We start from the raw sequence: 26,465 nt of genomic DNA on the forward strand, positions 1-26,465 counted from the left end.
TGCAATCATGCTAAGTGATTTCAGATTTTTGTATGTTTTGACTTTCTTTGATTCACTATGCGTAAGCACTATCGCTGGAGACTACTTCAACCTGATTCTGAGAAAGTTTTTGCACTGGCCAGAGCTATTAATGCAAGCCTTCCAATTGCTAAGGCGCTGTGCAACCGCGGGATTTTTACGTTTGACGACGCAAAGCGCTTTTTCCGCCCAGAGGAAGCGCCGCTTCACTCACCTTTTTTGATGCGTGATATGCAGCATGCAGCCGAGCGGCTCTCTCAGGCAATTGAGCGAGGCGAGCGCATTATGATTTACGGTGACTACGACGTAGATGGCACAACAGGCACGGCGTTGCTTCTACTGTTTTTGCGTGAGCTGGGCGCTGAGGTGCTCTTTTACATCAATGACCGCTTCAAAGAAGGCTACGGGGTTGCGCGCTCTGGCATAGAGTATGCCCACGAAAAGGGCGTCTCACTCATCATTTCAGTCGATTGTGGCATCACTGCATTTGAGCCGATTAAGTATGCTCAGTCGCTTGGCATTGATTTCATCGTGTGTGACCATCACGAATCCAGTCTCGAGCGGCCCCCTGCTTTGGCTGTCTTAGACCCGAAGCGCCCTGACTGCGACTACCCTTTCAAAGAGCTATCAGGCTGCGGCGTGGCATTCAAGTTAGCGGAGGCGGTTTGCACCGTGCGCGGCTTGCCTGCGGAACGCGCATACGCCTACCTCGATCTTGTTGCTGCGGCAATTGCCGCTGATATTGTGCCTGCTCTCGGCGAAAACCGCACACTGCTTGCACGCGGGATTGCGCAAACGAAAAAAAATCCACGCCTTGCATTCTCTGAGATTTTCAATTGTGCCCGCTACGACTCCTCTCACCTCAGTACCTCTGACCTTGTTTTCATCGTCGCCCCTCGCATCAACGCTGCAGGAAGAATGGATCACGCCCGTCAAGTGGTGGAACTTCTGACAACAGCAAATGGCGACCTTGCTGCACATCTGGCTCTTACACTGGAAAAATTGAACACAGAGCGGCGCCACATTGACCGCCAAATGACTGAGGAAGCACTCCGCGACGCAGAACGGTTACTTAGCATATACCCGTCATCGGTTGTCCTATATAAGCCCGACTGGCACTTGGGAGTCGTAGGCATTGTCGCTTCTCGCATCGCTGAACATTTCTATGTGCCTACGATTGTGCTCACCGAAGCAAATGGGGTTCTCAAAGGCTCAGCACGCAGCATAGCAGACTTTGACCTTTACGATGCGATTTCTGCCTGCAAAGAACACCTATTGCAATTTGGTGGGCACGCTGCAGCGGCTGGCTTGTCGCTCCCCATTACATCGCTTGAAGCCTTCCGTGCTGCCTTTGAGCGTGCCTGTGCTGAGCGCTTGAAGATGGAACAGCGCAATCCTGAGATTGTTATTGACGCTGAATTGCGGTTGGAAGAGATTACACCGAACTTTCTTGCGGTGCTAAAGCGCTTTGAGCCTTGCGGCCCTGGTAACCGCCATCCTGTTTTTCTTACGCGTGGCGTTCGGCAGACTTGCTCCGTGCAAGTGATGAAAAATGAGCACCTGCGCCTTCACCTTTCGAATTCGCATTCACACGGTTCTATCTACCCTGCTGTGGGCTTTCACTTTGCGCATTATCTCGATATGCTGCAAGACCGCTCTCGCCCGCTGGATATTGTCTATTCCATTGAAGAGAACTGTTACAACGGGCAGACCTCTGTTCAGTTTCGCCTGCGTGATGTGCAGCTTAGCTCTGCATAGAGATTACACAAGCACAATTTGGAACTTCTTGCTTGTGTTTGCCGTGAAAAGCAGTTCGTAAGCCGTATTTAAAACCTGACTCTTTTGCGCTCAAGATTCACTCAAACTATGCTTGAAATGAAGACTGCTTGGTTATCTTTCCACACTCGCTGGTTTGCACTGGCTCTTGTTTTACTTTCTGCGCTGCTTTACTTTGGCTGCAGCACCCCTGAAAGTGTGCTCAAAAGCATTGATACTGCAAACGAAGACCAGCAGCTTGCCGAATTTGAACGCTTCGCCCGCGAGCATCCGAATTTGCCCGAAAGTGTTTATGCACTATTTCGGCGTGGAACTATCTTTCAGAGGCGTGGCCAATTCATGGAAGCTAAGACGGAATATCGCCGCGCCTTAGAGCGCAACCAAGCACTCGCTCAGAAAAACCCTCGGTATACGCTGCTTGCTCTGTACAACCTCACAGACCTACAGTATCTTGACTACAAGGCAATGCAGCCTTCATTTGTTATTCCGCCTAGTGCCTTCGAGCCAAAGCAGTCTGCAGAACGCATTACATACACTCCCGAAACCAACGAAAAACTGCAGCTCAAGCAAACGCTTGCTAAGCAAATGACCCACATTCTTAACGAATTTCGTCATCAAGGGGCAAGCATTGAGGAGTATATGACGGTTGCTCTGGCAGTCTGCCGCCTGTCCGAAGAATTTGGAGATGGGTTCAGCCGCCTCAGCGATAGCGTGCAAACGCTGCGCAATGCACAAGGAAGGGCGCTTCATCCAAATAAGCGCATTTTAGCCGCCTATCAAGCTAATGTAGATGCGGCAGCGCAATACGCTATTGCAGCAAGTGATTACAAAACACTTCGGGGGCAACTTTTAGACGCACGCAGCGACAGCACGGTGTCGCCCGATGTGCATGAGTATATCACCCCAACCATTGACAAACTTGCAGAGCAGGTTGTCGAAATGCGCTACAAGCAAGGCTACGCTCACGAGAAAAATGCACTGCTTGCTCTTAGCGCTATGCCCGATGAAAGTCAAAGAATGACCACTGTGAAACTTCCTATTGAGCAACTTGACTTGAACATTGGTGAGATTGCTTCACTGATGTATCTCTTCCAAGTGGTAGAGCGCTTTGTGCGCCCCTCCATTGAACAAGCTGTCAAAGCCTACAAACAAGGTTTGAAAGAAGCTGCAGAAATGAATGTGGCTACAACAAATTACGCGGCAATGTCTGAGCAAGGGCTTTTGGAACTCAGTCAGCGTGCCGCTTTGCGCGTCGATTCACTGGCGATGGCTTCATTTGCCACCTTCGATACCTTGCGACAGCTATATCAAGCGCATTTGACCTCGCTTAGCCTTGCAACGCCAGCCGATACACTGGCACTCTTTCTGCAGTTCAAGAAAATGGAACGGCTGGTTAAAACCTGCCGCACTATGCTGGTCTCTACTCTGCTGGAGCATGAAAAAGCCTACGGCGCACTTAGGGAAGTTGGCTTTGCTGACGCTGCTCTTGCACCGGTCAAGGAACGCGCACAGCTTTCTTCTGCTGCACTGCGACAGGCTCTACATGCTCGGCGTGAGTTGCTCGCTCGGTCTATTTCTGCATTTCAGCAAACGGCAAAAAAAGAGAAGCGCAAAGTCTGGTTTAGAGCAGCTTCTCAGCATTACCAGAGCCTACTTGATGAGTGGCAAGGTGCGCTAAATGATTTTCAAGAATCTTGCTCACGGCTTGCAGTGATGCGGTGAGCGCACCCCTGCATCAAAAGCCCCAGATGGAAAACCCACCATCTACTGCAAGGCACTGTCCTGTGATGTAAGAGGCAGCTGGCATCGCAAGAAACGCCACGGCACGTGCGACTTCTTCTGGATTCCCAATCCGACCAAGTGGTGTGCGTAGAAGCACACGCTTTTTGTAGTCTTCTTTTTTCAGCACTTGTTCCGCTAAGGGCGTATGGATATACCAAGGTGCTACGGCATTGACGCGAATGCCATCACTTGCCCACTCGACCGCCAAGTAGCGCGTAAGCTGCTCTAAGGCAGCTTTGGCCATTGCATACACTGCGCCTGTCTGCACCACACGCGAGCCAGCGACGGAACTGACATTTACAATCGCGCTGCCTTCTGGCGTGCGCATCATTGGGTAAAGCAGGCGGCACATTTCGAAGGCTGAGAGCAGGTTGGTCTGCACCAACGCTTCCACTTCCTCAGTGGTGTAATCCATAGTGGCTTTGCGCACATTGGTGCCGACATTGTTGATGAGAATATCCAGCCGTCCCCACTGTGTTTTTAGCTCGCTCATCAGCGCCTGACGTGCGTCCGCATCATCAATATCTATGGCTAATCCATGCACTTTCCAGCGATGCTGCCGCCATGCTCTGAGACGGTTCTGCACATCTTTTTCTGTTCTTGCCACGACGAAAATTTCAGCGCCAAGCATTAGAAACTCTTCTGCAATCGCTAGTCCAATTCCCTTTGTGCCGCCAGTAATTAGTGCTTTTTTGCCAAGAAGCGACCATGCTTTTTGCATAAGGCTGTACGAATAAGTGACACTTGAGAGGCTTTTTGTCAGAACATACCTTTGTTCTCACTAACTGCTTGCTGCTATTGGAAAATGGTCAAGCAAAGGTTATACTCGTAAGCCAGATTTCAAAACATAAAGCACCTTTACACACACATTTTTTCACTTCAACCAATTAACGCATGACAATGTGGGAGTCGCTTTTCTTAGAACCGCAAACGCACTCGAGCAGTATGCTGACAATTTTTCGCACCGTGCGCAAACCCATCTTTGCTGGTTCGCACTACCCAGATGCGCCTGAGGCACTTATGGCGATGATTGATACCGCCCTTGCAACTGTTCAGCCAGAACCCATCGGGGAGGTTAAGGCGATGCTTCTGCCTTACTCCACCTACGATGAGGTGCTGCCTGTGCTTGCCAAAGCTTATCGGCAAGTTGAGCATCTTGCACCTGATTTGGTTGTGCTTATCTCCCCCGCCGTTGACACCTTCCACCGCATTGCGATGTCAGGCTATGCGGCTTTTCAGACCCCCTTGGGCGACTTGGAGGTCAGTGACTATGCGCGCAACGAACTTTGTGATGAAGATGATGACTTCTTCATCTCCGAAGACGGTTTGCCGAAAGGTTACGCAATTGAAATTCAACTACCAATTTTGCAGCGCACAATTGGCAAGCATAGCACGTTCAAAATTTTGCCAATTATGATGGGTGAGCAAAGTGTCGATTTATGCGACGAAACTGCCGCTGCACTTAGCGAGGTCTTGATGAGCAAAAATGTCCTGATGATTGGGCTCTGCAATTTCAAAACTGCTTTTCAGGTGGAGTGGTCAAACTACTGGCAAGCCTTGGCTACACAGAACTACAGCGAGCTAATGCGCTACGCCGTTATGAAAGGCAAAGATTGGGGCACAGGACTTGGCATTGCGGCTATTACCGCACGCGTGGCCAAAGAGCTTTCTGCAAAGCATGCCCACAAATTGGCTGAAAAACGAAGTAGCAATCAAGACGATTTGTATGTGGCGGTGGCCTTTTCGCGCTAAGAGCAATGGTTACGCATCGTTCTCATCTTCATCTCTCGCAGTTTCGTGTCACCTTAGTGGGCAGTGGCGCACTTGGCAGTGCTTTGGCCAGAGCGATGTCCGAAAAAGGCTACCCTTTTCTTGCGGTGATTAACCGCACGCTCGCTAGTGCGAACCTGCTGGCTGAAGCACTGTCTATTCCCCTTGCCTCTGACCGCTTGGAGCACATTCCGCAAGAGACCAACTTACTTTTGCTCGCCGTCAACGATGGCTCGCTTTCATCGGTGTCTGAAACCATTGCTTCATTGCGTCTGGGGTTTAAAAACTTAGCGGCTATTCATTTCTCGGGTGCGCTCACCGATGAAGTTCTGAAGCCGCTGGCAGATAAAGGTGCAATCACCCTGTCCCTTCACCCGTTTCAAACCTTTACCCGCAACACCTCATCTCATGCCCACCTCTTTAAATGCTATTTTGGTCTGCAAGCCACTGAGCTCGAGGGCATAGAAATTGGTAAAAAGTTAGCCCATGACCTCGGTGGTAAAGTCATGATTATCCCCAAAGACGCTAAAACACTATACCATATTGCTGGCGTAATGGTTAGCAACTACCTTGTTACCCTTACCAGCCTTGCCACAGAGATTTTCGCTGGCTTAGGTATCAAACCTAACGAAGCGTATCAAGTGTTTGAGCCTATTATGCAAAGCACGATGCTAAATATGCGCCATGCCAACGATTTGCGTGACGCTCTCTCAGGCCCCATAGAGCGCGGTGATGCACGCACTGTTCGGAAGCATCTACGCGAACTTGCTGAGCAATTGCCGCATATCTTGCCAGTCTATGTTGCCCTTGCTATTGAAACAGTGCGTGTGGCTATCCATAAAGGCTCAATCTCACAAACTGAGGCGGCTGAAATTTTAGACGCCTTGGAACACTTCGCTAAACGTGAAGCCAGCACTTAACTTAGCGTTGTGATTTAGCTCACACTTAATTTTTTTCCTCTTTTGCAGCTTACAATGGTTTCTCTCTGCCCAAGCGATGCACTCAGCAGTGGTGAGGGTAGTTCAATAAGCTCTTTTTGAAAGTTGCGCACAGCAATGACCACTCGTCTATACAAAAGCGTGCTCCGCTACTGCAGGGAGCCAGAGGCGCACAGTCCGACCGATACTGTAATCTATGAAGGCATCGCAAAAGCCTGCATTGAAAAAGGTTACACCAGTCAAGCCCTTGAGTATCTGCAAAAAGCCGCTGAGGTTTGCTTAGAAACCAAGCAGTATGAGCGCTTTTCCTACATTCTTTCCCAGATGAGAGTACTGGAAGGGGGTGCTGCACTGGCTGCTGCGCTGGAGCAGCGATATTCCCACTATTCTCAGTTGTAACACCGCTGCCAAAGATAGCGCCGCAGCGGCTTTGCTGTATCGGCGCTTTGTCCAAGTACCGCTCGAGCGTATATTTGCGCTCTTACCGACTAACTGGAGAGGGGCTTCCACAATGTATCTAAGACTGCTTCTAAGCGCTGTTTTTACACTTGTTTTCTGCTCACTTTCTTTCTCGCAAGGTCGGCTTGTTGGTCGTGTGGCTGATGAGAGCAACAACCCTGTTGCTGCGGCAACAGTCTATGTGGTTAGCCCGAACCTCACACAAGCTACAGTTACCAATGCCTCAGGTTACTTTACCTTTCTGGACCTGCCTTTCGGCAGCTACGTGCTCAAAGCTTACAAGCGTGGTTTCCCCAGTTGGCAAAAAGAACTTAGCATTTCTGCTGCCTCCACATTCCGCGTTGATGTAAGGCTGGTGGAAAAGCCAACTGTTATTGCTTCGGCTGAGACAAAGCCAGTGCAAAAGGAGGCCAGAGAAGCTAAGGAAACTAAGCCGGCTCGCCCAAAGGAAGAGCGTGAGGGAAAACCACCTGTGCTGGCTCAAGCTCCTGCTCCAGCTGCACCTGCTCCTGCTGCGCCTGCTCCTGCCGCAGCTCAACCTGAACCAAAGCCGCAAACTGTTTCGGACGATGATATTGACAAAGAAGAAGGGTTACGCCAATCCGTTCAGGCAGCCAAAGATGTTGCAGCCAGTGATGCGGTCAAGCCTGATACTAAACCAGAAATCATTGGTGGAATGGAAGCACTCAACCGAAAGATTATCTACCCTGCTATTGCTCGTGAGCGCGGTTTGCAAGGTGGCGTGATTGCCAAAGTCAGTGTCGATAAACTTGGTTTTGTAACAAAGGTAACTATCCTGCGTTCTACTGACCCCTCGTTTAGTGAAGAGGTGTTTCGTGTGCTCAGTGATGACATCCGCTTTAAGCCTGCTACCCTGAACGGTCAGCCTGTTGCCGCTTCTGCTGTTATCTACGTGGAGTTCAAGCTCCAGTAGCTCTGCTCACTATTCCTTTGCCTCTGCCTATACCGCTTCACGAACAGCTGCTTAGCTTTAGTTTTCCACCTGTGCAAAGAGATAAAACTTTCGAATCTGCACAAAGCCTTCTTTTTTGAAGGGTTCAACCGTTTTCATCGTTAGGTGCTCTCCTTCCACGCGCAGGCGGTATTCACTGAACGCGCCTCTGAAAAATTCTTCTTGCACAACTGCCCGAAACACATTCTCACCCTGTGCCCGCGCAACTGGCACGATGTGCTCTGGGCGTATCACCACATCAAAGACCTTTGCAGGCAAGCTATCGCAAGCGTGTCTTAACACCAAACCTGTCTCAGAGGTCAGCAGATTTTTATCCAGCGTTTTCATTCGCACCGTGTTTGCATCGCCAATGAAGGTCGCACCAAAATGGGTTTTCGGGCACTCATAAATTTCTCTTGGTGCGCCTATCTCCACCAACCTTCCTTGATGTAGCAGCATCAGTCGGTCAGCCAGCATTAGGGCTTCTTCTTGGTCATGCGTGATGTAGAGGAATGTTTTGCGCGTTTGGCGCTGAAGTGCTTTCAGCTCCTTTTGCAACTCTCGCCTTAGCACCACATCTAAGTTTGAGAGCGGTTCATCGAACAAAATCAGCTCGGATGGTGCTGCCAGTGCTCGAGCAATTGCTACACGCTGCTGCTCACCACCTGAAAGCTCTGCAATTGAACGGTAGAGCCGCTCTTCAATGCGCAGCACCTTCGCCGTCTCTACCACGATTTTCTGAATCTCTCGCTCTGCAATGCGCGCTTCACGCAAGCCAAATGCAATGTTTTCAAACACATTGAGATGCGGAAAGAGCGCATAGTTTTGAAACACCATCACAGCTCGGCGTCGATGTGGCGCCAGTTTGGTGACTTCCTTCTCACCAAACCAAATTCGCCCTGCATCGGGCTTTTCAAGCCCTGCCAAAATGCGCGCTAGTGTGGATTTGCCGCTACCTGACTTCCCCAGCACGGCAAAGAACTCGGCTTCCCCACACTCAAACGAAAGGTCTTCTAAGGCAACTTGACTTCCAAAACGCTTGGTAAGATGTTCTACTTTAAGTTTCACTTGCGATGTTTAGGTTGAATTTGATGCTCGAACTGCAAAATTATCCAACTTCTCCAAAATCGCTTGACGGAAGCAGCCACTATCTCGCTCTCTCCTCTAAGCCTTCAAACCAGAGCAGTACATTGATTGCAAAGGAAAGGACGTGCAGATGCGCCTGCGCTCACTATCCCTGCCTTGCTCGGGGGTCGTTTCCAGAAGCCTTTACTTTTGGTGCAAAGTAAGAGTGGCAATTTGTCCGCTGTCCGCTGCGTTTGAATGCAGTGAAATTTTTATGCCAAATCGGTGTCAGGCTTGCATTCGGCGTGCTTCTTCCAAAATTGCGACGCTGGCGGAGGTGCCCAGTCGCGTTGCCCCTGCTTCCAACATCGCCATCGCTTGCGCCAGTGTCTTGATGCCACCCGATGCTTTCACGCCGATTTCTGCTTTGACGGCTTTCTGCATGAGCTTCACATCCTCAATGGTTGCACCTGCTTTGGAAAAGCCTGTGGATGTTTTCACAAATGCCGCGCCTACGCTCTTAGCCAGCTCACATGCCATAATTTTTTCTTCGTCGGTCAGCATTGCCGTCTCCAAAATCACCTTTACGGCTGCGTTGTTTGCTCTTGCTGCTTCCACTACGGCTGCTATATCCGCCTCAACAGCGCTATAAAGTTTGGCTTTCAGCAAGCCAATCGCTATCACCATATCGACTTCGGCTGCGCCTCGCTCACATACCCAGTGTGTTTCTTCAACTTTGATTGTCGTTGGCGTTGCACCTAATGGAAACCCAACCACTGAGCAAACTTTCACGCCTGTCTCTCTCAAGTGCTCGCTGCACTGTGGCACAAAAATCGGATTTACGCATACCGCATAAAACCCGTAGCTTACGGCTTCTTTGCAAAGTCGATGGATGTCATCAGGGGTTACTTCTGGCCTGAGGTTGGTGTGGTCAATGTATCGCGCTAGCTCACTTGCTTGCAGATTTGTCATAATGTGGGACTGCTAACTACTTTTTGTTGCATGTTGTTTTTGCAGTCAGTTCAGGGCATTTTCAAAATAGAAAACTTTCCTGCTCTGCAAAATGGGTGCAAGGGACTGCCTTTTTGCTACGACTCTCCCACTTAAAAGATTCACTTTTTCTATGCTTTTTCTCCAGACTCGGTTGCCACAGAATTGCGGGTGATTTGTTTGAGCTGAGAAAAATGCGTAGTTAGCAGAGGAAAACCCCAAAGAGGAGGCAAGTGCTATGCACCCCGTTCTTCAGCGTATCCGTGAGCGCGCTCGTGCCAAGCAAGCGACAATTGTTTTTCCCGAATCGACCGATGCTCGAACTCTGCATGCGATTGTTGAGATGATTGAGCATCGGCTCATTCAGCCTGTTTTGCTTGGTCAGCGCGAGGCAATCTTTGCTTGTGCGCAATCGCTTGGCTTGAAGATTCCAGAAGATGCTGTTCAGATTGTCGATATAGAATCATCTGGCTGCCTTGAAGAGTATGCACACGAGTATTTCTTACTGCGGCAGCATAAGGGAGTTACTGAGGCAAAGGCAATGCAGACTATCCGTCAGCCGCTTTTTTATGCTGCAATGATGGTGCGCAAAGGGGTTGTGGATGGCTGCGTTGCTGGTGCCGTGAACACCACGGCTGATGTTTTGCGTGCGGCTATCCAAGTCATTGGAGTTGATAGAGCGCAAACGAATTTGGTCTCCAGCTTTTTCCTGATGGCTTTCCCTGACACGCATCACGCTGCGGCAGGACGCGTGTTTACTTTTGCGGATTGCGGTGTAGTGCCTTACCCAACGCCAGAAGAACTTGCTGACATTGCCATTACCTCTGCCGCCTCACACCAAACCCTAACGGGTGAAGTGCCGAAAGTAGCGATGCTTTCCTTTTCCACGAAAGGCAGTGCTTCGCATGAAGCGGTCGAGAAAGTGGTGCGTGCAGTTGAGTTGGCTCGAGCGCGTCAGCCGTCACTGCTCATTGATGGCGAGTTGCAGTTTGATGCAGCCTTTGTGGAAAGCGTTGCGCAGCGTAAAGCGCCCAACAGCCCTGTTGCAGGCCAAGCCAATGTGTTCATTTTTCCTAACCTTGATGCGGGCAATATCGGCTACAAACTTACCGAGCGCTTAGGCGGCGCTACGGCTATTGGCCCTATCATTCAAGGGCTGGCTAAGCCCATGAACGACCTTTCACGTGGCGCAAAACCCAGCGACATTGTCGATGTGGCGTGCATCTGCGCCTTGCGAAAAGTAGGTAACTAAGTTACACAATCAATACGGCTTTTCTCCAATGTAATTGCCGGGTGGGTCGTAGTTAAAGACCACAATCATCATACCGTTGCACATCACCTTTGCACCGCCTACATACTTTGTGCCTCGCCATACAATTTGTGTGTAGTGTCCCACGCCCCTAAATGATAGGTGTGTAGAGGGGTCTTGTTCAAAAAGGTGCTTTTCACTCAGCCATGACCTTACCGCATCTGCAATCGTGTAGTAGCCTGCCGTGCCCATAAAGAGATTTTCTCCATATTGATTGCTGGGGCGATGTGCGAACTTGCACCCCTGCTTAGCCAGCTCATTTGCCCATTCTTGTGCATAGCGAGAGAGCTTATCTGACCACTGCAGCGGTTCTACTCCTACCGCTTTCCTTGCTTCATTGTGCAGCATTAGCGCGCTGTCAATTTCGGCTTGGGTTAGCAATTCGGCCTGCATCTCTGAGAAACTGGCGGTGCCTAACTTCTCAGCAGGCGTCTGCGCCACCGCTCGCACTGATGAGCACACTGCGGCGATTAAAAGAAAGCAGGCACAGTGTATTGGCGGCAGCCTAAGACGTAGATACATACATCACTGCTGGCGCATTGCGGCTTACATTAGTTCCCCGTTATGCTTTGCAGCTCTTGCCGAACCCCCGGTAGCGTAACGCCTGCAAGAGCAATTCTTACCGCTCCACTTTCTTGCCGCACGACCCCTGTATTTGGCGCTACCCACACCCGCAGCGGCACCGAAATCGGTATCGTCACAGGAAATCCAGCTGGCGAGAACCTTAGCTCAACATTTGTAGTAATCGTGATACGTGTCGTGTTGTAAGTACGATTGTTCAGTGTTAGCTGCTGCGTAGAATCCACGCGACCTTGCACATTTGCCGTAATCGTTGCATTGCCCAACCCATCTATGACCGCTTCAACTCGAGCATTTTGTAGAATGGTATAGGTGCTGCCTATTCCGCCAGAAGTTTTAATAAACGGATACCAGCCCGGCTGAAAGCCTGTTACATTTCGTATTCCCCCTATATCAATCAAGTCTTGAATGCCAGAAAGGTAGATGAGTTGGTCTCTGCGGTTGTTTTCATAGGCATAGAGCGTTGTATCGGTTGTTGGGGTGCCGGTTAGCGGTGTAGTGGTTGAAATGACCACAAAAGCCTCTCTGCCTGCCAGCTGCTGCGTGCCAGTCAGTCGCTGCACGGTGGTGCCTGCTGGACGATACACATTATTTCCGACCGTATCCACTGACGTGCTGTATGTCCAAGTTACACCGATGCGCGTTGGGAAAATCCCCTCTGGCTCGCTCGGCCCAGAGCTTTGCTGACAGGAGCTTAGCACGGCTGCTGATAGAGCAAGCAGCCACACTGAGTGTTTTGCAAGTTTAGCTATCATTTCTTGCAAACGGTTAAAGGTTTATTTGAACAGCGAGAGCGTATGGAACGCTCTCGCTTCAGCTTGCCCAATCTTCAATCAAACTTCAATTTCGCTATGTTTGCTTTCACCTCTTCTGCCGACTTATGTAGCGCTTGACGGTCACTTTCATCTAAGTTGATTTCGATGATTTCTTCCACGCCATTTCTGCCGAGCTTTACTGGCACACCGACATAAACATCTTTCAAGCCATATTGTCCTGTTAGCCATACCGAACATGGTAAGATGCGCTTACGGTCTTTTACAATCGCTTCAATCATTTCCACTGCCGCTGCGGAGGGCGCATAATACGCTGAACCAGTTTTGAGAAAATTGACAATCTCTGCGCCGCCGTTGCGGGTTCTATCGGATAAGGCTTTCAGACGCTCTTCAGCTTTCTTTTCGTCTTTGTAGTGCATTGTGAGATACTCACGAATTGGAATGCCAGCAATGGTCGTGTATTTGATAATCGGCACCATTGAGTCGCCGTGCCCTCCCAGAACAAAGGCATTGACATCTTGCACCGACACATTACACTCCATTGCAATGAAGGCTCTAAACCGTGCCGTATCTAAGACACCTGCCATTCCAAAGACACGATGCGATGGAAATCCGCTGCGAATGTAAGCCACATAAGTCATCACATCAAGTGGGTTGGAGACCACGATGATAATGGCATTTGGCGACTTTGCAACGGCTTTTTCGGTTACATCCTTCACAATACCTGCATTGGTGGCTTGAAGGTCATCACGGCTCATACCGGGCTTGCGTGCAATACCTGCAGTGATGAGAATGATATCTGACCCTGCAGTTTCCTCATAACCGTTTGTGCCAATCACTTTGGTATCGAACAGCTCAATTGGTGCAGACTGGTACATATCTAAGCCTTTGCCTTGCGGAATACCTTCGACGACATCTACCAGTACGACTTCCCGCGCCAGCTCTTTTTCAATAATGCGCTGTGCGGCGGTTGCGCCCACATTTCCGGCGCCAATAACGGTGATTTTCATAGTGATGGAGTTTTTGAGCGGTTACGAAAATGATTTGGTTACTTCGAAGTGCTCAAAGATAGCAAACCTTTTTGGGGGTTCAAATCCAAGTTACAGGCCTTTGCGCACCAGTAAGCCTTCCACGCATTGCACTCATATTTGGAGAAATGCAGCACAAAGGTGAACTTCGGCGCTCAATTTCACCAAAACATCTCATCTCAAATGAATCTTTTTTCACTCAAAGGAAAAGTTGCCGTTGTAACGGGGGCACTGGGACTACTTGGCAAGCAGCATTGTTATGCGCTGGCAGAAGCAGGCGCTAATGTGGTTGTGACCGACTTAGATGACGCTGCAGCTAAAGCCTTTGCCGAAGAATTATCCGCTGCCTATCAAGCTGCAATTGGCGTCGGTGCCGACATCACCCAGCCTGATTCGGTCAAAGCCTTGCGCGATGCTACGCTTGCAGCTTTCGGCACAGTTGATGTGCTGGTCAACAATGCTGCAATCAACGATATGTTTGAAAACCCTACTGCGGCGGCTGAGCTATCGAAGTTCGAAAACTATCCGCTTGCACTTTTTCAAAAGTCGCTCGATGTGAATGTAACCGGTATGTTTCTCTGCTCCCAGATTCTCGGCACAGAAATGGCGCAGCGTGGTAAGGGGAGCATTATCAACATCGCCTCGACATATGGTATTGTCGCGCCTGACCAGTCGCTTTATCGTCGACCTGACGGCACACAGTCGTTCTGGAAATCTGTTGCCTACCCTGTTACCAAAGGTGCGGTGCTTTCCTTTACACGATTTTTAGCGGCTTATTGGGGTCATCGAAATGTGCGCGTCAATGCGCTCTCGCCCGGCGGCGTAGAAAATGCACAAGAAGAATTTTTTATTCGTCAATACGCCGCCAGAACACCACTGGGTAGAATGGCAAAGCCAACTGACTACAAAGGCGCTATTGTTTTTCTGGCAAGCGATGCCTCTGCCTATATGACTGGCGCAAATTTAGTCGTTGACGGCGGCTGGACGATTTGGTGAGCTGTTAGCGCAAGGCACTTAGTGATGGCCGTAGTAAAATCCCAGCTCCCGCTCTACTTCCTTAGGCAGTTCTGGCAGCGCAGAGCGCGGAATGAGAAATGTCGACAGATTGAAAAAATCCGTAAAGATGCGGTGTGCCTCGATGGTCTTTTTGAGATATTGATGTCCCGATGAGCCGCCTGTGCCGATTTTTGTGCCAATCATTCGCTGCACCATTATCGCATGCTGGTAGCGCCATGTGGTAAAGAGTTCATCAATTTCAATGAGCGTATTAAGCAAGCGGAAAGGTTGGTGTAAAATCGGTTGCTCACGGTAAAGCATAATTAGCAAGGCAGCTTGCGCTGCGCGATGCGACAGCCGTCTGAGACCCTGCTCACGCAGTCGCTCATACTCTGACTCGTCAAGGATGGCTAAGAAGCTGGCTTCAGTTTTCTGCAAAGTCTCTAACTCGCGTGCTCTTTCCGCAGGTGAGAGCGTTGGATTGGAAAGAATAGTGTGGCGGTCGCGCTGCAGCATTTCAGAGACGGCGCGCCTGTAGCTTTGCCAAAAGTCAAAATCCCCAAACGAAAGAAACGGGGTGCGTTCCAGCCAGCGCTCGACCAGCTCAAAGAGCGAGGGCTTAGCTTCCCACTCTTGCACCAGCCGCTGATGCACTGGCGAAAGTCGATGGCTATATGTGACCTGCCCAAAATCGACGCGCTGCTCTTGCAGAAGTCCCAGCCGATTTTCAATGAGCCGAAACTGCACGCTCTGGAAGCCAGAAGCCGGAGAAAGAAAATCCCGAAATTCCAAAAAGTCCAGCGGCGTCATGGTCTCTAAAATGCGGAACTGGTCAATCATCACTTTCTGAATCTCTGTGATGCGCAGAAGCCGTGCCACTGCAACGCCGAGATTCTTTTCATCAACGAAGTCGCTCTCAAACATTTCGCAAACTGACTCTAACTCGTGCAGAATTTGTTTGAACCACAATTCAAAGGCTTGGTGCACGATGATGAAGAGCATTTCATCGTGGGCAGGCTTACCAAACTCTGCGCTTCGTGGCTGCTGCGCCGAAAGTAGTTGCTCTAAGCGAAGGTAGTCGGCATAGTAAGCTGGTGGATATGGCTTAGTCATAGTAATTGAACGATACGGTTCAAAATCGTGTTTGCGCAAACTGCCAAAACTTGGCGTATTTTTGTAAAATTTTATTGCTTTGAAATCTAACGAATTCTCAGTAGTGAAACGCATTGCAACCTATACACTGGGCTGTAAGCTGAATTTTTCGGAGACGGCTGCTTTGGCGGAGCATTTTTTGAAACAGGGTTATGAGCTGGTGCCTTTTGGCGAGAAAGCAGACGTAACGATTATCAACACTTGCACGGTTACAGAGAACGCCGATGTCAAGTGCCGCAACATTGTGCGCCGTGCGTTGCGTGCGTCCCCTGAGAGCTTTGTTGCTGTCATCGGCTGCTATGCACAGCTTGCACCTGAAGAGCTTGCCTCAATTGAAGGCGTCGATGTGGTCTTAGGTGCAAAAGAGAAGTTTGATTTGCCGCGCTACATTCGCGAGCAGAAAAACGCCGAAGCCCAGATTTTCGTGAGCAACATTGATACTGTCGAGAACTTTGGCTTTGGTCATTCTATTGCGATTGGTGGCGTGCAAGAGCGCACTCGCGCCTACCTCAAAGTGCAAGATGGCTGCAACTACAATTGCTCTTACTGCACCATTCCGCTGGCGCGTGGCAAAAGCCGCTCTGAATCCATTGAGACGATTCTCCAGCAGGCGGAACTATTGCTTGCGGCAGGCTACCAAGAAATTGTGCTCACCGGCGTCAACATCGGCGACTATGGGAACAAGCCTGATGGCTCAAAGGGCACTGCGAATTTCCTCGACCTGCTCAAAGCCTTAGAGGAACTGCCGATTCCACGCCTTCGCATTAGCTCCATTGAGCCAAATCTGCTTACGAGCGAGATGATTGATTTCATTGCACAGTCAAAGCGGATTGTGCCGCATTTTCACTTGCCGCTTCAATCAGGTTCTGCCGAGATTCTTCGCCGAATGCGCCGGCGCTACACAAAGGAGCTGTATGCAGAACGCGTTTGGGAAGTTGTTAAGAAAATCCCTGATGTGTGCATCGGTGCCGATGTCATCGTGGGTTTTCCGAGTGAAACCGACGAGCACTTTGAGGAAACTTACCGCTTCATTGAATCGCTGCCGATTGCGTATTTGCACGTCTTTACCTTCTCAAAGCGTCCTAATACCGCTGCCGCTGAAGCCCTTGACCGTGGGGAGCTTTCGGAAGTGCCAAGCACAGTCAAGCAAGCACGAAACCGTAAACTTCAAGAACTTTCTTACTTCAAGAAGCAAGCCTTCGCCTCACGATACATTGGTAGAACGATGCCCGTGCTTTTCGAAGATGGATTTTCGGACAACGAGGAGCTATGTGACACAGTCTCTAATGAAGCCCTTTATTGCTTTGGGCATACAGCAAATTATCTGCGTGTGCGAGTAACTGTTCCCAGCAAAGCATGGGCAATGCAGCACTTGGTTGGCAAAATTGTGCCAGTGCAGCTTGCTGCAATTGACGATGCATTAGATGTAGTGGGCGTCGTAGAAACAACTCCTTGTTAAATGTAGCGTAGACTGCAGTGCCACTTTACCGCAGTATACTGCCTTGCAGTCGGCGAAAAAATGCGTATCTTGCACGTTGCGGCAGTACATTTGTAACAAAGGTAGTATGCGGTATGTGGTTGTCTTACTTTCAACTAAATCGTCCGTCTATGATTGGCGCAAAGAAGCCTTTCACAGAAGAAGCTGCCGCCGCCGTGCCTCTGATGCGATATGATGTGTATTATCACCAGATGCCGGACGGCACTGTCAAGCAAATCAATCCCTTCAATGGGACGGAAGTTTGGTCCGTGCCCGGGCGTGGTCGTAAACCGTTAGACCATGAATCCCCCGAAACGGTCGAACCACTTGCGCCCAAAGAGAAAGAGGACTACTGTTCCTTTTGCGAGACACGATACTTTGAAACCCCACCTGAAAAATTCCGCTTAGTAAAGCAAGGCAATCACTACCAGAAACTGCACCAACTGCCTGCTTCACAGTACTTCAATACGAAGGCTGAATTTCGGCGCGTGCCCAACCTCTTTGAGATTCTCTCGCTGGATTACTGGCGACTTAACTACAATTTCAGAATGACCAAGGCTCAGCTCGAGTGGCGAGAAAAGTATCTTAGCGAGCCAGAAGGCATGCAGCATGTGCTTAGCGTGATTGACTACAAGCTCTCTAAACTGGGCAGAACCGCTGAGGAAATCAAAGCCACCTCGATTGATGAAAAACTCGCACTTGCCGATGCATTCTTTGGTGGCAGCCATGAACTTATCATAGCAGGTCGGCACTACAAGCGCGGGGCTACCAAAAGCAATGAACTTTTCAGCTCAGGCGAAATGACGCCCGATGAACACGAAGCCTATTTCATCGCTACGGTTGATGCTTTGCGCGACATTTACGCCAACAACCGCTACGTGCGCTATGTGAGCGTTTTTCAAAATTGGCTAAAACCTGCGGGTGCGTCCTTTAATCATCTGCATAAGCAACTGGTTGGCTTAGATAGCTGGTCTATCGCAATTGAGAACCAAGTGCAGATGGTGCGCTCAAACCCGAATGTCTTCAACGAATACGGCCCTAACCTTGCGATTCATTACAACTTGGTCTTTGCCGAAAACGACTACGCAATTGCCTATTCAGCCATTGGGCACCGTTTTCCAACGATTGCGATATATTCCAAAGCTGCCAATGCACGCCCGCAAGACCACACCGCTGAGGAACTGCGCGGAATGAGCGACCTTGTGCACGCCTGCCATGTTGCAATGGGCAGCGGCATTTCCTGCAACGAAGAGTGGTATTACACGCCGATTGACTCGGTCTACAATATGCCTTGGAAAATCCTGATTAAGTGGCGTATCAATATCCCAGCAGGCTTTGAAGGCAATACCAACATTTATATCAACCCGATTAGCCCCGTTGAGCTGCGAGACAAAATGGTGCCCAGAATGTATGAGGTGCGCGACAAAGGCTTGATTGCCAAAGGTATTGCTATTGCAGAGGAGTGTCCTTGTCGTCCCAACTCACTGAAATATTACATCCGGTAGGATACATGCTGGTAGGACTTGCAAGCTAACCAGAAGGCGCTTCGGCGCTATTACTTTTTCTCTTATTGGAAGGGCATAAGGTGGTCTCGCAGGCGTGTAATATACACAGCTCATAGTGAAATTGCGGCGGCTGCTGCCTGTGCTTCTTGGAGGCAGTTCTCCAGCGACTCGCCTACAACGGTAATGTGCCCCATCTTGCGTCCGATGCGTGAATCTTTTTTTCCGTAGATGTGCACCTTCGCACGTGCGTGACACAGTGCGCTGGGGAGTGTGCTGAGTTCCACAGGTGCGTTACGCGTGCCCAGCAGATTTACCATTACTGCAGCTTTGACCATCATATCGGGGCTACCTAATGGATAGCCCAGCACTGCCCGCAAGTGATTTTCAAACTGCGAGGTGATGCAGGCTTCAATGGTATAGTGCCCAGAATTGTGTGGTCTTGGAGCCAGCTCATTGATAAGCACTTTCCCAGACGATGTAAGAAACATCTCCACTCCGAATATGCCTATGCCCTTGATGGCTAAAATTGCTTCGCGCGCCAGTTCACTGGCGTCAGTTAGAACCTTGTGCTCAAACGGTGCGGGGGCTTTCACGATTTTGCAGATGTGGTTTTCTTGCACGGTTTCCACAACAGGGTAGACCACTACTTCTCCTCTCTGGCTGCGCGCTACCATTGTTGCCAGTTCAGCTTGAAAGGCTACAAAGGCCTCTGCCATCACGCGCCGGTTTGGGAATCCCAAGTCGCTTAGTGCCTTTTCAATTTCACTTGCCGTGCGTACTGTGCGATTACCGTAGCCATCGTAGCCACCCTGACGTGCTTTAAGCAAAAAGGGATAGCCAAATTCCTCACCGAATTTTTCTGCCTCTGCTTTTGAGCCAATGCTGCGAAAAGGTGCTACGGGCAAGCCTGCGTTCTCTAAGGTTTCTTTCTGCGTGAGTTTATCTTGAATGCGTGCAATTGTGTCGGGCGATGGCAGAACTGGCGTTCCAAATGATTCCAGCTGACGTAGGTGCTCTGCCTCAATAAATTCATTTTCCAGCGTAACGAGGTGGCAGAGGCGTGCAAACTCAGCTTGCTTGGTCGCATCATGCCACTCGCCCACCACATTCAGCGAAGTGAGCTGCCCTGCTGGCGATTCAGGTTGGCGCTCAAAGATAGCAACCCGAAAGCCAAATCGAAAGGCGGCGTAACTGGTCATTCGTGCCAATTGTCCGCCGCCCAAAATGCCAATAGTCTGCGTTTTCACGCGCTTGCGTCTTCTGGGATTCGCTCTCTCAGTTTTTGGACAAGTTTCGCGCAATCACAATGCGTTGAATTTCTGAGGTACCTTCACCAATCGTGCAGAGCTTTACATCACGGTAGTATTTTTCGACAGGATACTCCTTGATGAAACCATATCCACCAAAGATTTGCACCGCGTCGCTGGTCACACGTGTAGCCACTTCCGACGCAAAGAGTTTCGCCTGTGATGATTCGAGCGTGGTCACCTTGCCTTCATCTTTGAGTGAGGCGGCTTTCATCGTTAGGAGCCGTGCAGCTTGCACTTCAGTCGCCATATCCGCCAGCTTGAATTGAATGGCCTGAAAGTCGCCAATAGGTCTGCCGAATTGCTTGCGCTCTTTGGCGTACTTGATAGCCGCTTCTAACGCCCCTTGCGCAATGCCGACCGACAAGGCTGCAATTGAGATGCGCCCACCATCCAGAATCTTCATTGCTTGTTTGAAACCGTCGTTTAGCTCACCGATAAGATTCTCGTAAGGAATGCGGCAGTTATCCATTACGAGCTGCCCTGTCTCCGAGGCGCGCATGCCGAGTTTGTTTTCTTTTTTGCCTGCGCTGAACCCTGGCGTGCCTTTCTCAATGATAAACGCTGAAATGCCATGGTTGCCCTTTTCTTTATCGGTGATAGCCATCACGACCGCCACTTCGGCAGAATGCGAATTGGTGATAAAGTTTTTTGTGCCATTTAACACCCAGTAGTCGCCATCGCGCACGGCTGTGGTGAGCATTCCTGCGGCATCGCTGCCAGAGTTGGGTTCAGTAAGTCCCCATGCAGCCAGTTTTTTGCCGCTGGCAAGGTCAGGGATATACTTTTTCTTTTGCGCCTCTGAGCCAAACTGGTAAATGTGATTGGTTCCCAGCGAAGTGTGAGCCGCTATCGTCAAGGCTAAGCTGGCATCATATTTTGCCAGCTCCTCAATTGCCACCACATATTCCAAGTAACCAAACCCTGCACCGCCTACTTCGTGTGGGAAAATCATACCCAGCAATCCTAACTCGCCTGCTTTGAGCACCACATCGAGCGGGAACTTTTGATGCTCATCATCCTCCATCATTCGGTTATAGGGATACTCACGTGCAAGAAAATTTCGGACGATGTCCGCCACCATTTTTTGGTTTTCAGTATAGCTGAAATCCATTGCGGCTTGCAACTCCGCTTGAACCAATTCCGACATACTTTTTGCAAGAAGTTTTGTGTTAATTGGAATTAATGTGCAGCAGTCAAATTACATACCTCTCTACTGAAATGCAAAATATGAGGATGGCTGCTGCTAGTCCAATGCTGCTTTCATTTGCTGCCAATTGGGTATTACAGCTTACGATTTTAATTTGCAGCTCTAACCTAACCACGCTCATCATTATGAGAATTGAAAAAGTTGCCGTCATCGGAGGCGGCACAATGGGCAACGGCATTGCTCATGTGTTCGCTCAGTTTGGTTATCCTACCACGCTGGTCGACATTAAGCAAGAATTCTTAGACCGAGCGCTGCACACCATTTCTACCAACCTTGACCGACAAGTCAAAAAAGGTGTGCTCACAGAAGAGCAGAAAGCTCAAACGCTCCAACGCATTACGACCAGCTTGGACTTGCCAAGTAGCGTCAAAGACGCCGACCTTGTCATAGAAGCAGTCAATGAGAACTTTGAGCTCAAGCAATCTGTCTTCAAAGCCCTTGATGAACACGCCAAGCCGTCAGCAATTCTCGCTACCAACACCAGCTCCATTTCTATTACCAAAATAGCCGCCACAACCAAGCGCCCTGCACAGGTGATTGGTATGCACTTTATGAATCCTGTGCCCGTTATGAAGCTTGTAGAGGTCATTCGTGCACTCCAGACCTCTGATGAAACTTTCGCTGCGATTGAAGCCACCGCCAAGGCGATTGGGAAAGTGCCTGTTAGCTGCAATGACTACCCCGGCTTTATTTCTAACCGAATTTTGATGCCGATGATTAACGAGGCAATTCAGTGTGTCTATGAAAACATCGCCACGCCTGAGGCTATTGACGAGATTATGAAACTAGGCATGGCTCACCCGATGGGACCTTTGACGCTTGCCGACTTTATCGGCTTAGATGTCTGTCTTGCGATTATGGAAGTGCTCTATGAAGGTTTTAACGACCCAAAGTATCGCCCATCGCCACTTTTAAAGAATATGGTCGCAGCAGGTTATTTAGGACGCAAGTCAGGTCGCGGTTTCTACCGATATGACTAATTCGACAAGCACGCAGACAAAATTTTTGCAAGCTATGGATGAGCCTGTCCCACAACTTTATTGTTCTCGTGGTTTTACAATCCAAGAGTTGGTTAAAATCTACGCACGCTACTGCAAAGACCTTGCCGACCCCGAAGAGATCTGGATTGAGGGCTACGATGAGTTTCTTTTCTACCGCAGTGACATTGAGATTCGAAAAAATGAACTGACCCCTGAACTTGCGGCTGAGGTACGCCGCAACGACCGCATTGTGCTTGAAAAAGCTTACAAATATCTCGAGGAGTATGAGTTTGGTATTGGCTTGCTGGAAGACCGCTATCGCTGTAAGCGCTACCCGAAGTCGCATTGGTGGTGGTATGTGGATAAAATCCATCACGGCGAGTTGCCGAAGCCTGACTTATCGCAGCCTATCTGAGTTATTGGCCTTTCATTAGTAGGGGAATTTCATTCGGTAGGAAAATCCAGTAGCATACGTATGCAAAGGCTGCTGCACTCAATGGAATGGTAAGGTTGTCATCAATCGTGTAACCCCCAATTTTGAACGGCACCACTTCTGCAATTGTGGCTACAACCGCCAGTCCGATGCCCACAGCAAAGTTGAGGTGCGGCGTCAATGCAACCACTGCTATCGCAGCGATGAGGAATGCAAGGCTACCCTCTACGGTCTTAGAAAAAAGTTTATGCTTGCCAAACTTGCGTCCAACTAATGCCGCTGCGGTATCTGCAACAATTAGGATTGCAAATGATGCAATTGCAATGATTTTCGGAAATAGCGCTACAGTTAGCAATGCCGACAGTGTAACAAAAGTTGCGCCATTGAAGCGCTTTTTCGTTGGGTCTTTTTCGTGCGGACGAAGTAGTGAGCCAAAAGTTTTGAAATACCACACGGCTACAGGCTGCACAAACATTTTGACAAAATCCACTGTAAAAAAGCCGAGAAACAAAATCGTCAGTAAAACTATTGCCAACTTCTGCGTAATGTGGTAGTAAATTAGCGGTATAGCGATGGAGCAAACGTGAATTGCTTTGCGAGCCAGCTCGTTGTGGTATTCAATTTGCGCGGCATCTAGCCGCCCGTTTTGAGTTACTTCCTTGAGCGTCCCGATGCCCTCCGGTTCAGAATGTTGCATAGCGCTTACAAATTGCCTGTAAAGTTAGAGCAATCGGTTTAGGGTTACAAAATTTTTCTCTATGGCGTTGAAAGTTTTTCTTACTGGCGCAAGTGGTCTTTTAGGTGGCAATATTCTTCGTCATCTTGCTCTGCGCCCTCATCTTCAGATTTGCGCCGTGCAGCGCCATGCGTCTTTTACCGTGCCCGCTGCATTCTCATTAGGACACCCTGTGCTCTCCCTTGACCTTTCATCGGAGAACGATGTGTGGAATGTGCTTTCAAACTGGCGTCCCAATGTAATCATCCACACAGCTGCAATGAGCGACCCTGTTGCCTGTGAGTGGCAACGCGATGCGGCAACTGTGCAGAACATCTTGGTTACGCGCCTGCTCGCCAGACTTGCCGAACACTTTGGTGCCCGCTTTATCTTCATCTCCACAGACCTTGTCTTTGACGGCGAAAAAGGTAACTACCAAGAAACTGATACTCGCCGTCCACTTAGCTTCTACGGCGCGACCAAAGCTATCAGTGAAGATGAGATTGCTCAAACACTTGAAGATTATGCCGTTCTTCGCACTACGATTATGCTTGGCTACTCGCCACGCGGGACACGCAGTCTCAATGAACGTTTGATGCTGGATATTGCCAGTGAGCGTACCCCGACGCTTTTTATTGATGAATACCGCAGTCCTATTGCTGTCGATACACTAGCGAAAATCGTTGTGGAATTTGCTCTCGATGACGCCAGAGAAGCACGGGGTATTTTTCATGCCGTTGGCAATGAACGGCTTTCTCGCTATGAAATTGGCAAGCGTATTTTTGAGCGCTTTGGGGTACCGCCACATCGCTACCGTTCTGCCCTGCTTTCAGAAGTGGTCTCTACGCCGCCCCGCCCACGCGACTGCAGCCTGGACAATCGCAAGCTCCTGAGCATCATTAAAACCCGAATTCCATCATTTGATGAAATGATACGCGCACTTTAATTCCTACTCGCGCCCTCCACCTCTTTGCCTCTACGCTAGCGCACTCAAAATTCGCTCAGCAATTTGCCTACCTGTAAAGCCTTCATACTCCAACACCCTGTCCAAGAGCGCAGGTTTGAACCACCGATGTTCCAGTGCAATCGGAAGCACATTTGCCATAAGCTGATGCTTGAGCAGCAGTTCAGCCACAATGCTGTATAGCCCACCTGTTAAAAAATGGTCTTCGAGCGTTACAACCAATTTGCATTCCCTTGCGGCTCTTAGCACTGTCTCTGCGTCAATTGGCTTGGGCATTCGGATATTGATGAGCCGCACGGACTTGCCCTGTGCCTCTAAGATGTCTTTTGCCTTCACCGCTTCACGAAGCAAAAAGCCGTAGACCAGAATCGCTATATCGTTTCCATTGGAGAGTGTTTCAGCTTTGCCAATCTCAAACGGCGCAATGTGCCTTACAGGCGCAGGATGCGGATTGTGTCTGATGTAGCATGGCGCGGGATATTCGGCAAGAACTTTGATTCCTTCGGCAAGTTCCTCTGCGTCGCTGGGACAAAAGACCATCACGTTTGGCAAGCCGCGCATCAGTGCCACATCTTCAATCGCTTGGTGTGTCGGACCGTTTGCGTCAGAAAGAAAGCCAGGCACACCGCCCACCATCTTCACAGGTAGGTTCGGAATAGCGACATCATCGCGGATGAACTCGTAAGCACGAAAAACCAAAAACGTTGCCAGCGCATGGACAATCGGATAGCGACCGCGAAGCGCTAGACCTGCCGCCATTCCAATCATTGTTTGCTCCGCAATCCCTACATCAATGAAGCGCTTGCCCAATTGCGGTGGCAGGTTGCGAATTGCGGCGCGATTTTCCGCCGTCATCACGATAAGCTTGTCGCTCTTTTGCGCGATTTCTTTTAGGACGTCTTCGTAGGTCATTTTTTCAGAATTGAGGAGCAAGAAGCGAGAATTGAGACTGTCGCAGTCGCTCCTTGTTTTGAGTTAAAGCTTTGATTTTGAAACGGCGTTCATGTAGCCTTGCAACAAGCGTGACACTTCGTCAAGTTAGCGCGAAAGTTCTACTGTTTGAGCATAGTTCAAATCCTGAATCAAAATCAAGAAATACGCGCATTCATCAGCCGAACCTTGCGCAATGTTGAGAAATTTTAGCTTGTCGTTTTTGCCTCTCTTGCGAAATCCTTCTACGATATTCGCGGCAATTGAGACGGCAGCGCGACGCAGTTGAGATGAGAACCCAAACAGTTCTTCTTTCGGCAGCCGTTGCGTGAGTTGATACGCATTCAAAACGAACTGATGTGCTTTTTGCCATACGACAAGGTCTTGAAAACGAGTTGCTCTCTCCATCATTTCCGAAGTTTATGGTTGAAGAAAATTCTCTCGTCGCTTAACTCTCTTTTTCTCGCTTCTCGATTCTCGCTTCTTGTTCTTACCTCACTATCAACGTTTCCGAACTGAGTTCCGCTTGCGCTTCGCCGTGAAGTTCTTTCAAAAGTTGCTCGATTTCTTCGGGCTTGAAATTGACGAACCAACGGTCGGCGCGTCGCTCAATGCTGGGCAAGCCTTTGCCGCGAACCGTATCGGCGATGATGACGCTGGGCGAGCCGTTCTCTGGAATCCACTGGAATGCTTCTTCGAGCGCGTTGAAATCGTGTCCATTGATGCGCTTCACGTTCCAGCCAAACGCTTCGAATTTTGGTTCGAGCGGCTCAATCGGAATGAGGTCTTCGGTTCGAACATTCGCTTGAAACTCATTGCGGTCAACGATTGCCACAAGATTATCAAGCTTGTAGGCTTTTGCCACGAGGAAGCCTTCCCACATCGAGCCTTCGTTGAGTTCACCATCGCCCACAATCACATAGACTTTGTTTTTGCCGCCGCGCAGTTTGATGTCGTAGGCGATGCCCATTGCGACCGAAAGCAAATGACCGAGCGACCCCGAATGAAATTCAATGCCCGGAATGGCGCGATTCGGGTGCCAGTAAATCGAGTCGCTCGTATGAAGATGATGCTTCAATCGCTCGCGCTCGATGAAACCCAGTTCGGCGAGCGTGCCGTAGAGCGCGGGCACGTCGTGTCCTTTGGAGAGCAAGAGATAGTTGCGGTTCTCGTCGCGCAAATTTTCAGGCGTAAGTCCCAAAACCTCTTTGTAGAGATAGACGATAAGATCTGCGCAAGAGAGCGACGCACCGATAAAGCAACCACCATCGGTTGCCATTCGGACGATGTGCTCACGCACCCGTAGTGCAAGAGCTTTCAGTTCAAGTTCTTTCTCTTTGTGCATCATTGTTTTCAG

General features: G+C 49.6%; 26 protein-coding genes. 13 read left to right on the forward strand and 13 right to left on the reverse strand.

What is annotated here, in order from left to right:
* The first annotated feature begins 57 nt into the window (after positions 1-57).
* Positions 58-1,776, forward strand: a complete 1,719-nt coding sequence (gene recJ, locus NZM05_09250; GenBank protein ID MCS7013796.1) for a single-stranded-DNA-specific exonuclease RecJ — start codon at positions 58-60, stop codon at positions 1,774-1,776.
* Positions 1,777-1,884: 108 nt separating this feature from the next.
* Positions 1,885-3,516, forward strand: a complete 1,632-nt coding sequence (locus NZM05_09255) for a hypothetical protein (protein ID MCS7013797.1) — start codon at positions 1,885-1,887, stop codon at positions 3,514-3,516.
* A 13-nt stretch (positions 3,517-3,529) separates the two neighbouring features.
* Here the strand turns inward: NZM05_09255 and NZM05_09260 are convergent, their stop codons facing one another.
* Entirely contained in the window at positions 3,530-4,297 is a 768-nt protein-coding gene (locus tag NZM05_09260) for an SDR family oxidoreductase (protein MCS7013798.1), read from the reverse strand.
* 224 nt (positions 4,298-4,521) lie between these two features.
* Between NZM05_09260 and amrB the strand changes: the two genes are divergently transcribed.
* From amrB to NZM05_09280, 4 genes are all read left to right on the forward strand, one after another.
* Positions 4,522-5,328, forward strand: a complete 807-nt coding sequence (gene amrB, locus NZM05_09265) for an AmmeMemoRadiSam system protein B (protein MCS7013799.1) — start codon at positions 4,522-4,524, stop codon at positions 5,326-5,328.
* 5 nt (positions 5,329-5,333) lie between these two features.
* Positions 5,334-6,266 carry a DUF2520 domain-containing protein gene (locus NZM05_09270; GenBank protein ID MCS7013800.1) on the forward strand — a complete coding sequence of 311 codons (933 nt, stop codon included), beginning with the start codon at positions 5,334-5,336 and terminating at the stop codon, positions 6,264-6,266.
* A 135-nt stretch (positions 6,267-6,401) separates the two neighbouring features.
* A complete protein-coding gene (locus NZM05_09275; protein MCS7013801.1) occupies positions 6,402-6,683 on the forward strand; it encodes a hypothetical protein in 282 nt (93 codons plus the stop codon).
* A 112-nt stretch (positions 6,684-6,795) separates the two neighbouring features.
* Positions 6,796-7,677 carry a TonB family protein gene (locus NZM05_09280; protein MCS7013802.1) on the forward strand — a complete coding sequence of 294 codons (882 nt, stop codon included), beginning with the start codon at positions 6,796-6,798 and terminating at the stop codon, positions 7,675-7,677.
* Positions 7,678-7,734: 57 nt separating this feature from the next.
* Here the strand turns inward: NZM05_09280 and NZM05_09285 are convergent, their stop codons facing one another.
* Positions 7,735-8,763 (reverse strand): ABC transporter ATP-binding protein, encoded by a 1,029-nt coding sequence (locus NZM05_09285; protein ID MCS7013803.1) that lies wholly within the window; start codon positions 8,761-8,763, stop codon positions 7,735-7,737.
* Positions 8,764-9,048: 285 nt separating this feature from the next.
* Positions 9,049-9,732: a deoxyribose-phosphate aldolase gene (gene deoC, locus NZM05_09290; protein MCS7013804.1), complete on the reverse strand. Its 684-nt coding sequence runs from the start codon at positions 9,730-9,732 to the stop codon at positions 9,049-9,051.
* 256 nt (positions 9,733-9,988) lie between these two features.
* On the opposite strand from deoC, the gene pta reads away from it, so the two are divergent.
* Positions 9,989-11,002: a phosphate acetyltransferase gene (gene pta, locus NZM05_09295; GenBank protein MCS7013805.1), complete on the forward strand. Its 1,014-nt coding sequence runs from the start codon at positions 9,989-9,991 to the stop codon at positions 11,000-11,002.
* 9 nt (positions 11,003-11,011) lie between these two features.
* Here the strand turns inward: pta and NZM05_09300 are convergent, their stop codons facing one another.
* The 3 genes from NZM05_09300 to mdh form a co-directional block, all read right to left on the reverse strand.
* Positions 11,012-11,500: a CAP domain-containing protein gene (locus tag NZM05_09300; GenBank protein MCS7013806.1), complete on the reverse strand. Its 489-nt coding sequence runs from the start codon at positions 11,498-11,500 to the stop codon at positions 11,012-11,014.
* A 110-nt stretch (positions 11,501-11,610) separates the two neighbouring features.
* Positions 11,611-12,393, reverse strand: coding sequence for a hypothetical protein (locus NZM05_09305; protein MCS7013807.1), 783 nt, complete (start codon positions 12,391-12,393; stop codon positions 11,611-11,613).
* A gap of 74 nt (positions 12,394-12,467) precedes the next feature.
* Positions 12,468-13,421, reverse strand: coding sequence for a malate dehydrogenase (gene mdh, locus NZM05_09310; protein ID MCS7013808.1), 954 nt, complete (start codon positions 13,419-13,421; stop codon positions 12,468-12,470).
* 201 nt (positions 13,422-13,622) lie between these two features.
* Here mdh and NZM05_09315 point away from each other — a divergent pair, with 201 nt between their 5' ends.
* A complete protein-coding gene (locus tag NZM05_09315; protein ID MCS7013809.1) occupies positions 13,623-14,435 on the forward strand; it encodes an SDR family oxidoreductase in 813 nt (270 codons plus the stop codon).
* An 18-nt stretch (positions 14,436-14,453) separates the two neighbouring features.
* On the opposite strand, the gene NZM05_09320 is transcribed toward NZM05_09315, so the two are convergent.
* On the reverse strand, positions 14,454-15,548 hold the full coding sequence (locus tag NZM05_09320; protein ID MCS7013810.1) for a tryptophan 2,3-dioxygenase: 1,095 nt from the start codon (positions 15,546-15,548) through the stop codon (positions 14,454-14,456).
* Between the two features lie 79 nt (positions 15,549-15,627).
* Here NZM05_09320 and mtaB point away from each other — a divergent pair, with 79 nt between their 5' ends.
* Both mtaB and NZM05_09330 read left to right on the forward strand, forming a co-directional pair.
* Positions 15,628-17,046, forward strand: coding sequence for a tRNA (N(6)-L-threonylcarbamoyladenosine(37)-C(2))-methylthiotransferase MtaB (mtaB, locus tag NZM05_09325; GenBank protein ID MCS7013811.1), 1,419 nt, complete (start codon positions 15,628-15,630; stop codon positions 17,044-17,046).
* 113 nt (positions 17,047-17,159) lie between these two features.
* A complete protein-coding gene (locus NZM05_09330) occupies positions 17,160-18,569 on the forward strand; it encodes a DUF4921 family protein (protein ID MCS7013812.1) in 1,410 nt (469 codons plus the stop codon).
* A gap of 110 nt (positions 18,570-18,679) precedes the next feature.
* Here the strand turns inward: NZM05_09330 and purK are convergent, their stop codons facing one another.
* Both purK and NZM05_09340 read right to left on the reverse strand, forming a co-directional pair.
* A complete protein-coding gene (purK, locus tag NZM05_09335) occupies positions 18,680-19,816 on the reverse strand; it encodes a 5-(carboxyamino)imidazole ribonucleotide synthase (protein ID MCS7013813.1) in 1,137 nt (378 codons plus the stop codon).
* A gap of 28 nt (positions 19,817-19,844) precedes the next feature.
* Positions 19,845-20,990, reverse strand: coding sequence for an acyl-CoA dehydrogenase family protein (locus NZM05_09340; GenBank protein ID MCS7013814.1), 1,146 nt, complete (start codon positions 20,988-20,990; stop codon positions 19,845-19,847).
* 140 nt (positions 20,991-21,130) lie between these two features.
* Between NZM05_09340 and NZM05_09345 the strand changes: the two genes are divergently transcribed.
* Positions 21,131-22,066, forward strand: a complete 936-nt coding sequence (locus tag NZM05_09345) for a 3-hydroxybutyryl-CoA dehydrogenase (protein ID MCS7013815.1) — start codon at positions 21,131-21,133, stop codon at positions 22,064-22,066.
* Positions 22,067-22,100: 34 nt separating this feature from the next.
* Positions 22,101-22,481: a hypothetical protein gene (locus tag NZM05_09350; GenBank protein ID MCS7013816.1), complete on the forward strand. Its 381-nt coding sequence runs from the start codon at positions 22,101-22,103 to the stop codon at positions 22,479-22,481.
* A 1-nt stretch (position 22,482) separates the two neighbouring features.
* Here NZM05_09350 and NZM05_09355 read toward each other — a convergent pair whose 3' ends face one another.
* Complete coding sequence (locus tag NZM05_09355; GenBank protein ID MCS7013817.1) at positions 22,483-23,196, reverse strand: SEC59/DGK1/VTE5 family protein; 714 nt, start codon at positions 23,194-23,196, stop codon at positions 22,483-22,485.
* Between the two features lie 61 nt (positions 23,197-23,257).
* On the opposite strand from NZM05_09355, the gene NZM05_09360 reads away from it, so the two are divergent.
* Positions 23,258-24,160: an SDR family oxidoreductase gene (locus tag NZM05_09360; protein MCS7013818.1), complete on the forward strand. Its 903-nt coding sequence runs from the start codon at positions 23,258-23,260 to the stop codon at positions 24,158-24,160.
* Between the two features lie 30 nt (positions 24,161-24,190).
* Here NZM05_09360 and NZM05_09365 read toward each other — a convergent pair whose 3' ends face one another.
* The 3 genes from NZM05_09365 to NZM05_09375 form a co-directional block, all read right to left on the reverse strand.
* On the reverse strand, positions 24,191-25,090 hold the full coding sequence (locus NZM05_09365) for a transketolase (protein MCS7013819.1): 900 nt from the start codon (positions 25,088-25,090) through the stop codon (positions 24,191-24,193).
* A 126-nt stretch (positions 25,091-25,216) separates the two neighbouring features.
* Positions 25,217-25,519 (reverse strand): four helix bundle protein, encoded by a 303-nt coding sequence (locus NZM05_09370; GenBank protein MCS7013820.1) that lies wholly within the window; start codon positions 25,517-25,519, stop codon positions 25,217-25,219.
* A gap of 79 nt (positions 25,520-25,598) precedes the next feature.
* On the reverse strand, positions 25,599-26,456 hold the full coding sequence (locus tag NZM05_09375; protein ID MCS7013821.1) for a thiamine pyrophosphate-dependent enzyme: 858 nt from the start codon (positions 26,454-26,456) through the stop codon (positions 25,599-25,601).
* Positions 26,457-26,465 lie beyond the last annotated feature (9 nt).

The organism is Chloroherpetonaceae bacterium (assembly GCA_025056565.1).
In the GTDB taxonomy this organism is placed as follows: Bacteria; Bacteroidota; Chlorobiia; order Chlorobiales; family Thermochlorobacteraceae; genus Thermochlorobacter.

Excerpts from the sequence above, each read along its gene's own strand:
- recJ (MCS7013796.1), top strand. The coding sequence starts at position 58 with ATGCGTAAGCACTATCGCTGGAGACTACTTCAACCTGATTCTGAGAAA.
- NZM05_09255 (MCS7013797.1), top strand. The coding sequence starts at position 1,885 with ATGCTTGAAATGAAGACTGCTTGGTTATCTTTCCACACTCGCTGGTTT.
- NZM05_09260 (MCS7013798.1), bottom strand. The coding sequence starts at position 4,297 with ATGCAAAAAGCATGGTCGCTTCTTGGCAAAAAAGCACTAATTACTGGC.
- amrB (MCS7013799.1), top strand. The coding sequence starts at position 4,522 with ATGCTGACAATTTTTCGCACCGTGCGCAAACCCATCTTTGCTGGTTCG.
- NZM05_09270 (MCS7013800.1), top strand. The coding sequence starts at position 5,334 with ATGGTTACGCATCGTTCTCATCTTCATCTCTCGCAGTTTCGTGTCACC.
- NZM05_09275 (MCS7013801.1), top strand. The coding sequence starts at position 6,402 with ATGACCACTCGTCTATACAAAAGCGTGCTCCGCTACTGCAGGGAGCCA.
- NZM05_09280 (MCS7013802.1), top strand. The coding sequence starts at position 6,796 with ATGTATCTAAGACTGCTTCTAAGCGCTGTTTTTACACTTGTTTTCTGC.
- deoC (MCS7013804.1), bottom strand. The coding sequence starts at position 9,732 with ATGACAAATCTGCAAGCAAGTGAGCTAGCGCGATACATTGACCACACC.
- pta (MCS7013805.1), top strand. The coding sequence starts at position 9,989 with ATGCACCCCGTTCTTCAGCGTATCCGTGAGCGCGCTCGTGCCAAGCAA.
- NZM05_09305 (MCS7013807.1), bottom strand. The coding sequence starts at position 12,393 with ATGATAGCTAAACTTGCAAAACACTCAGTGTGGCTGCTTGCTCTATCA.
- mdh (MCS7013808.1), bottom strand. The coding sequence starts at position 13,421 with ATGAAAATCACCGTTATTGGCGCCGGAAATGTGGGCGCAACCGCCGCA.
- NZM05_09315 (MCS7013809.1), top strand. The coding sequence starts at position 13,623 with ATGAATCTTTTTTCACTCAAAGGAAAAGTTGCCGTTGTAACGGGGGCA.
- NZM05_09320 (MCS7013810.1), bottom strand. The coding sequence starts at position 15,548 with ATGACTAAGCCATATCCACCAGCTTACTATGCCGACTACCTTCGCTTA.
- NZM05_09330 (MCS7013812.1), top strand. The coding sequence starts at position 17,160 with ATGTGGTTGTCTTACTTTCAACTAAATCGTCCGTCTATGATTGGCGCA.
- NZM05_09340 (MCS7013814.1), bottom strand. The coding sequence starts at position 20,990 with ATGGATTTCAGCTATACTGAAAACCAAAAAATGGTGGCGGACATCGTC.
- NZM05_09345 (MCS7013815.1), top strand. The coding sequence starts at position 21,131 with ATGCTGCTTTCATTTGCTGCCAATTGGGTATTACAGCTTACGATTTTA.
- NZM05_09350 (MCS7013816.1), top strand. The coding sequence starts at position 22,101 with ATGGATGAGCCTGTCCCACAACTTTATTGTTCTCGTGGTTTTACAATC.
- NZM05_09355 (MCS7013817.1), bottom strand. The coding sequence starts at position 23,196 with ATGCAACATTCTGAACCGGAGGGCATCGGGACGCTCAAGGAAGTAACT.
- NZM05_09360 (MCS7013818.1), top strand. The coding sequence starts at position 23,258 with ATGGCGTTGAAAGTTTTTCTTACTGGCGCAAGTGGTCTTTTAGGTGGC.
- NZM05_09365 (MCS7013819.1), bottom strand. The coding sequence starts at position 25,090 with ATGACCTACGAAGACGTCCTAAAAGAAATCGCGCAAAAGAGCGACAAG.
- NZM05_09370 (MCS7013820.1), bottom strand. The coding sequence starts at position 25,519 with ATGATGGAGAGAGCAACTCGTTTTCAAGACCTTGTCGTATGGCAAAAA.
- NZM05_09375 (MCS7013821.1), bottom strand. The coding sequence starts at position 26,456 with ATGATGCACAAAGAGAAAGAACTTGAACTGAAAGCTCTTGCACTACGG.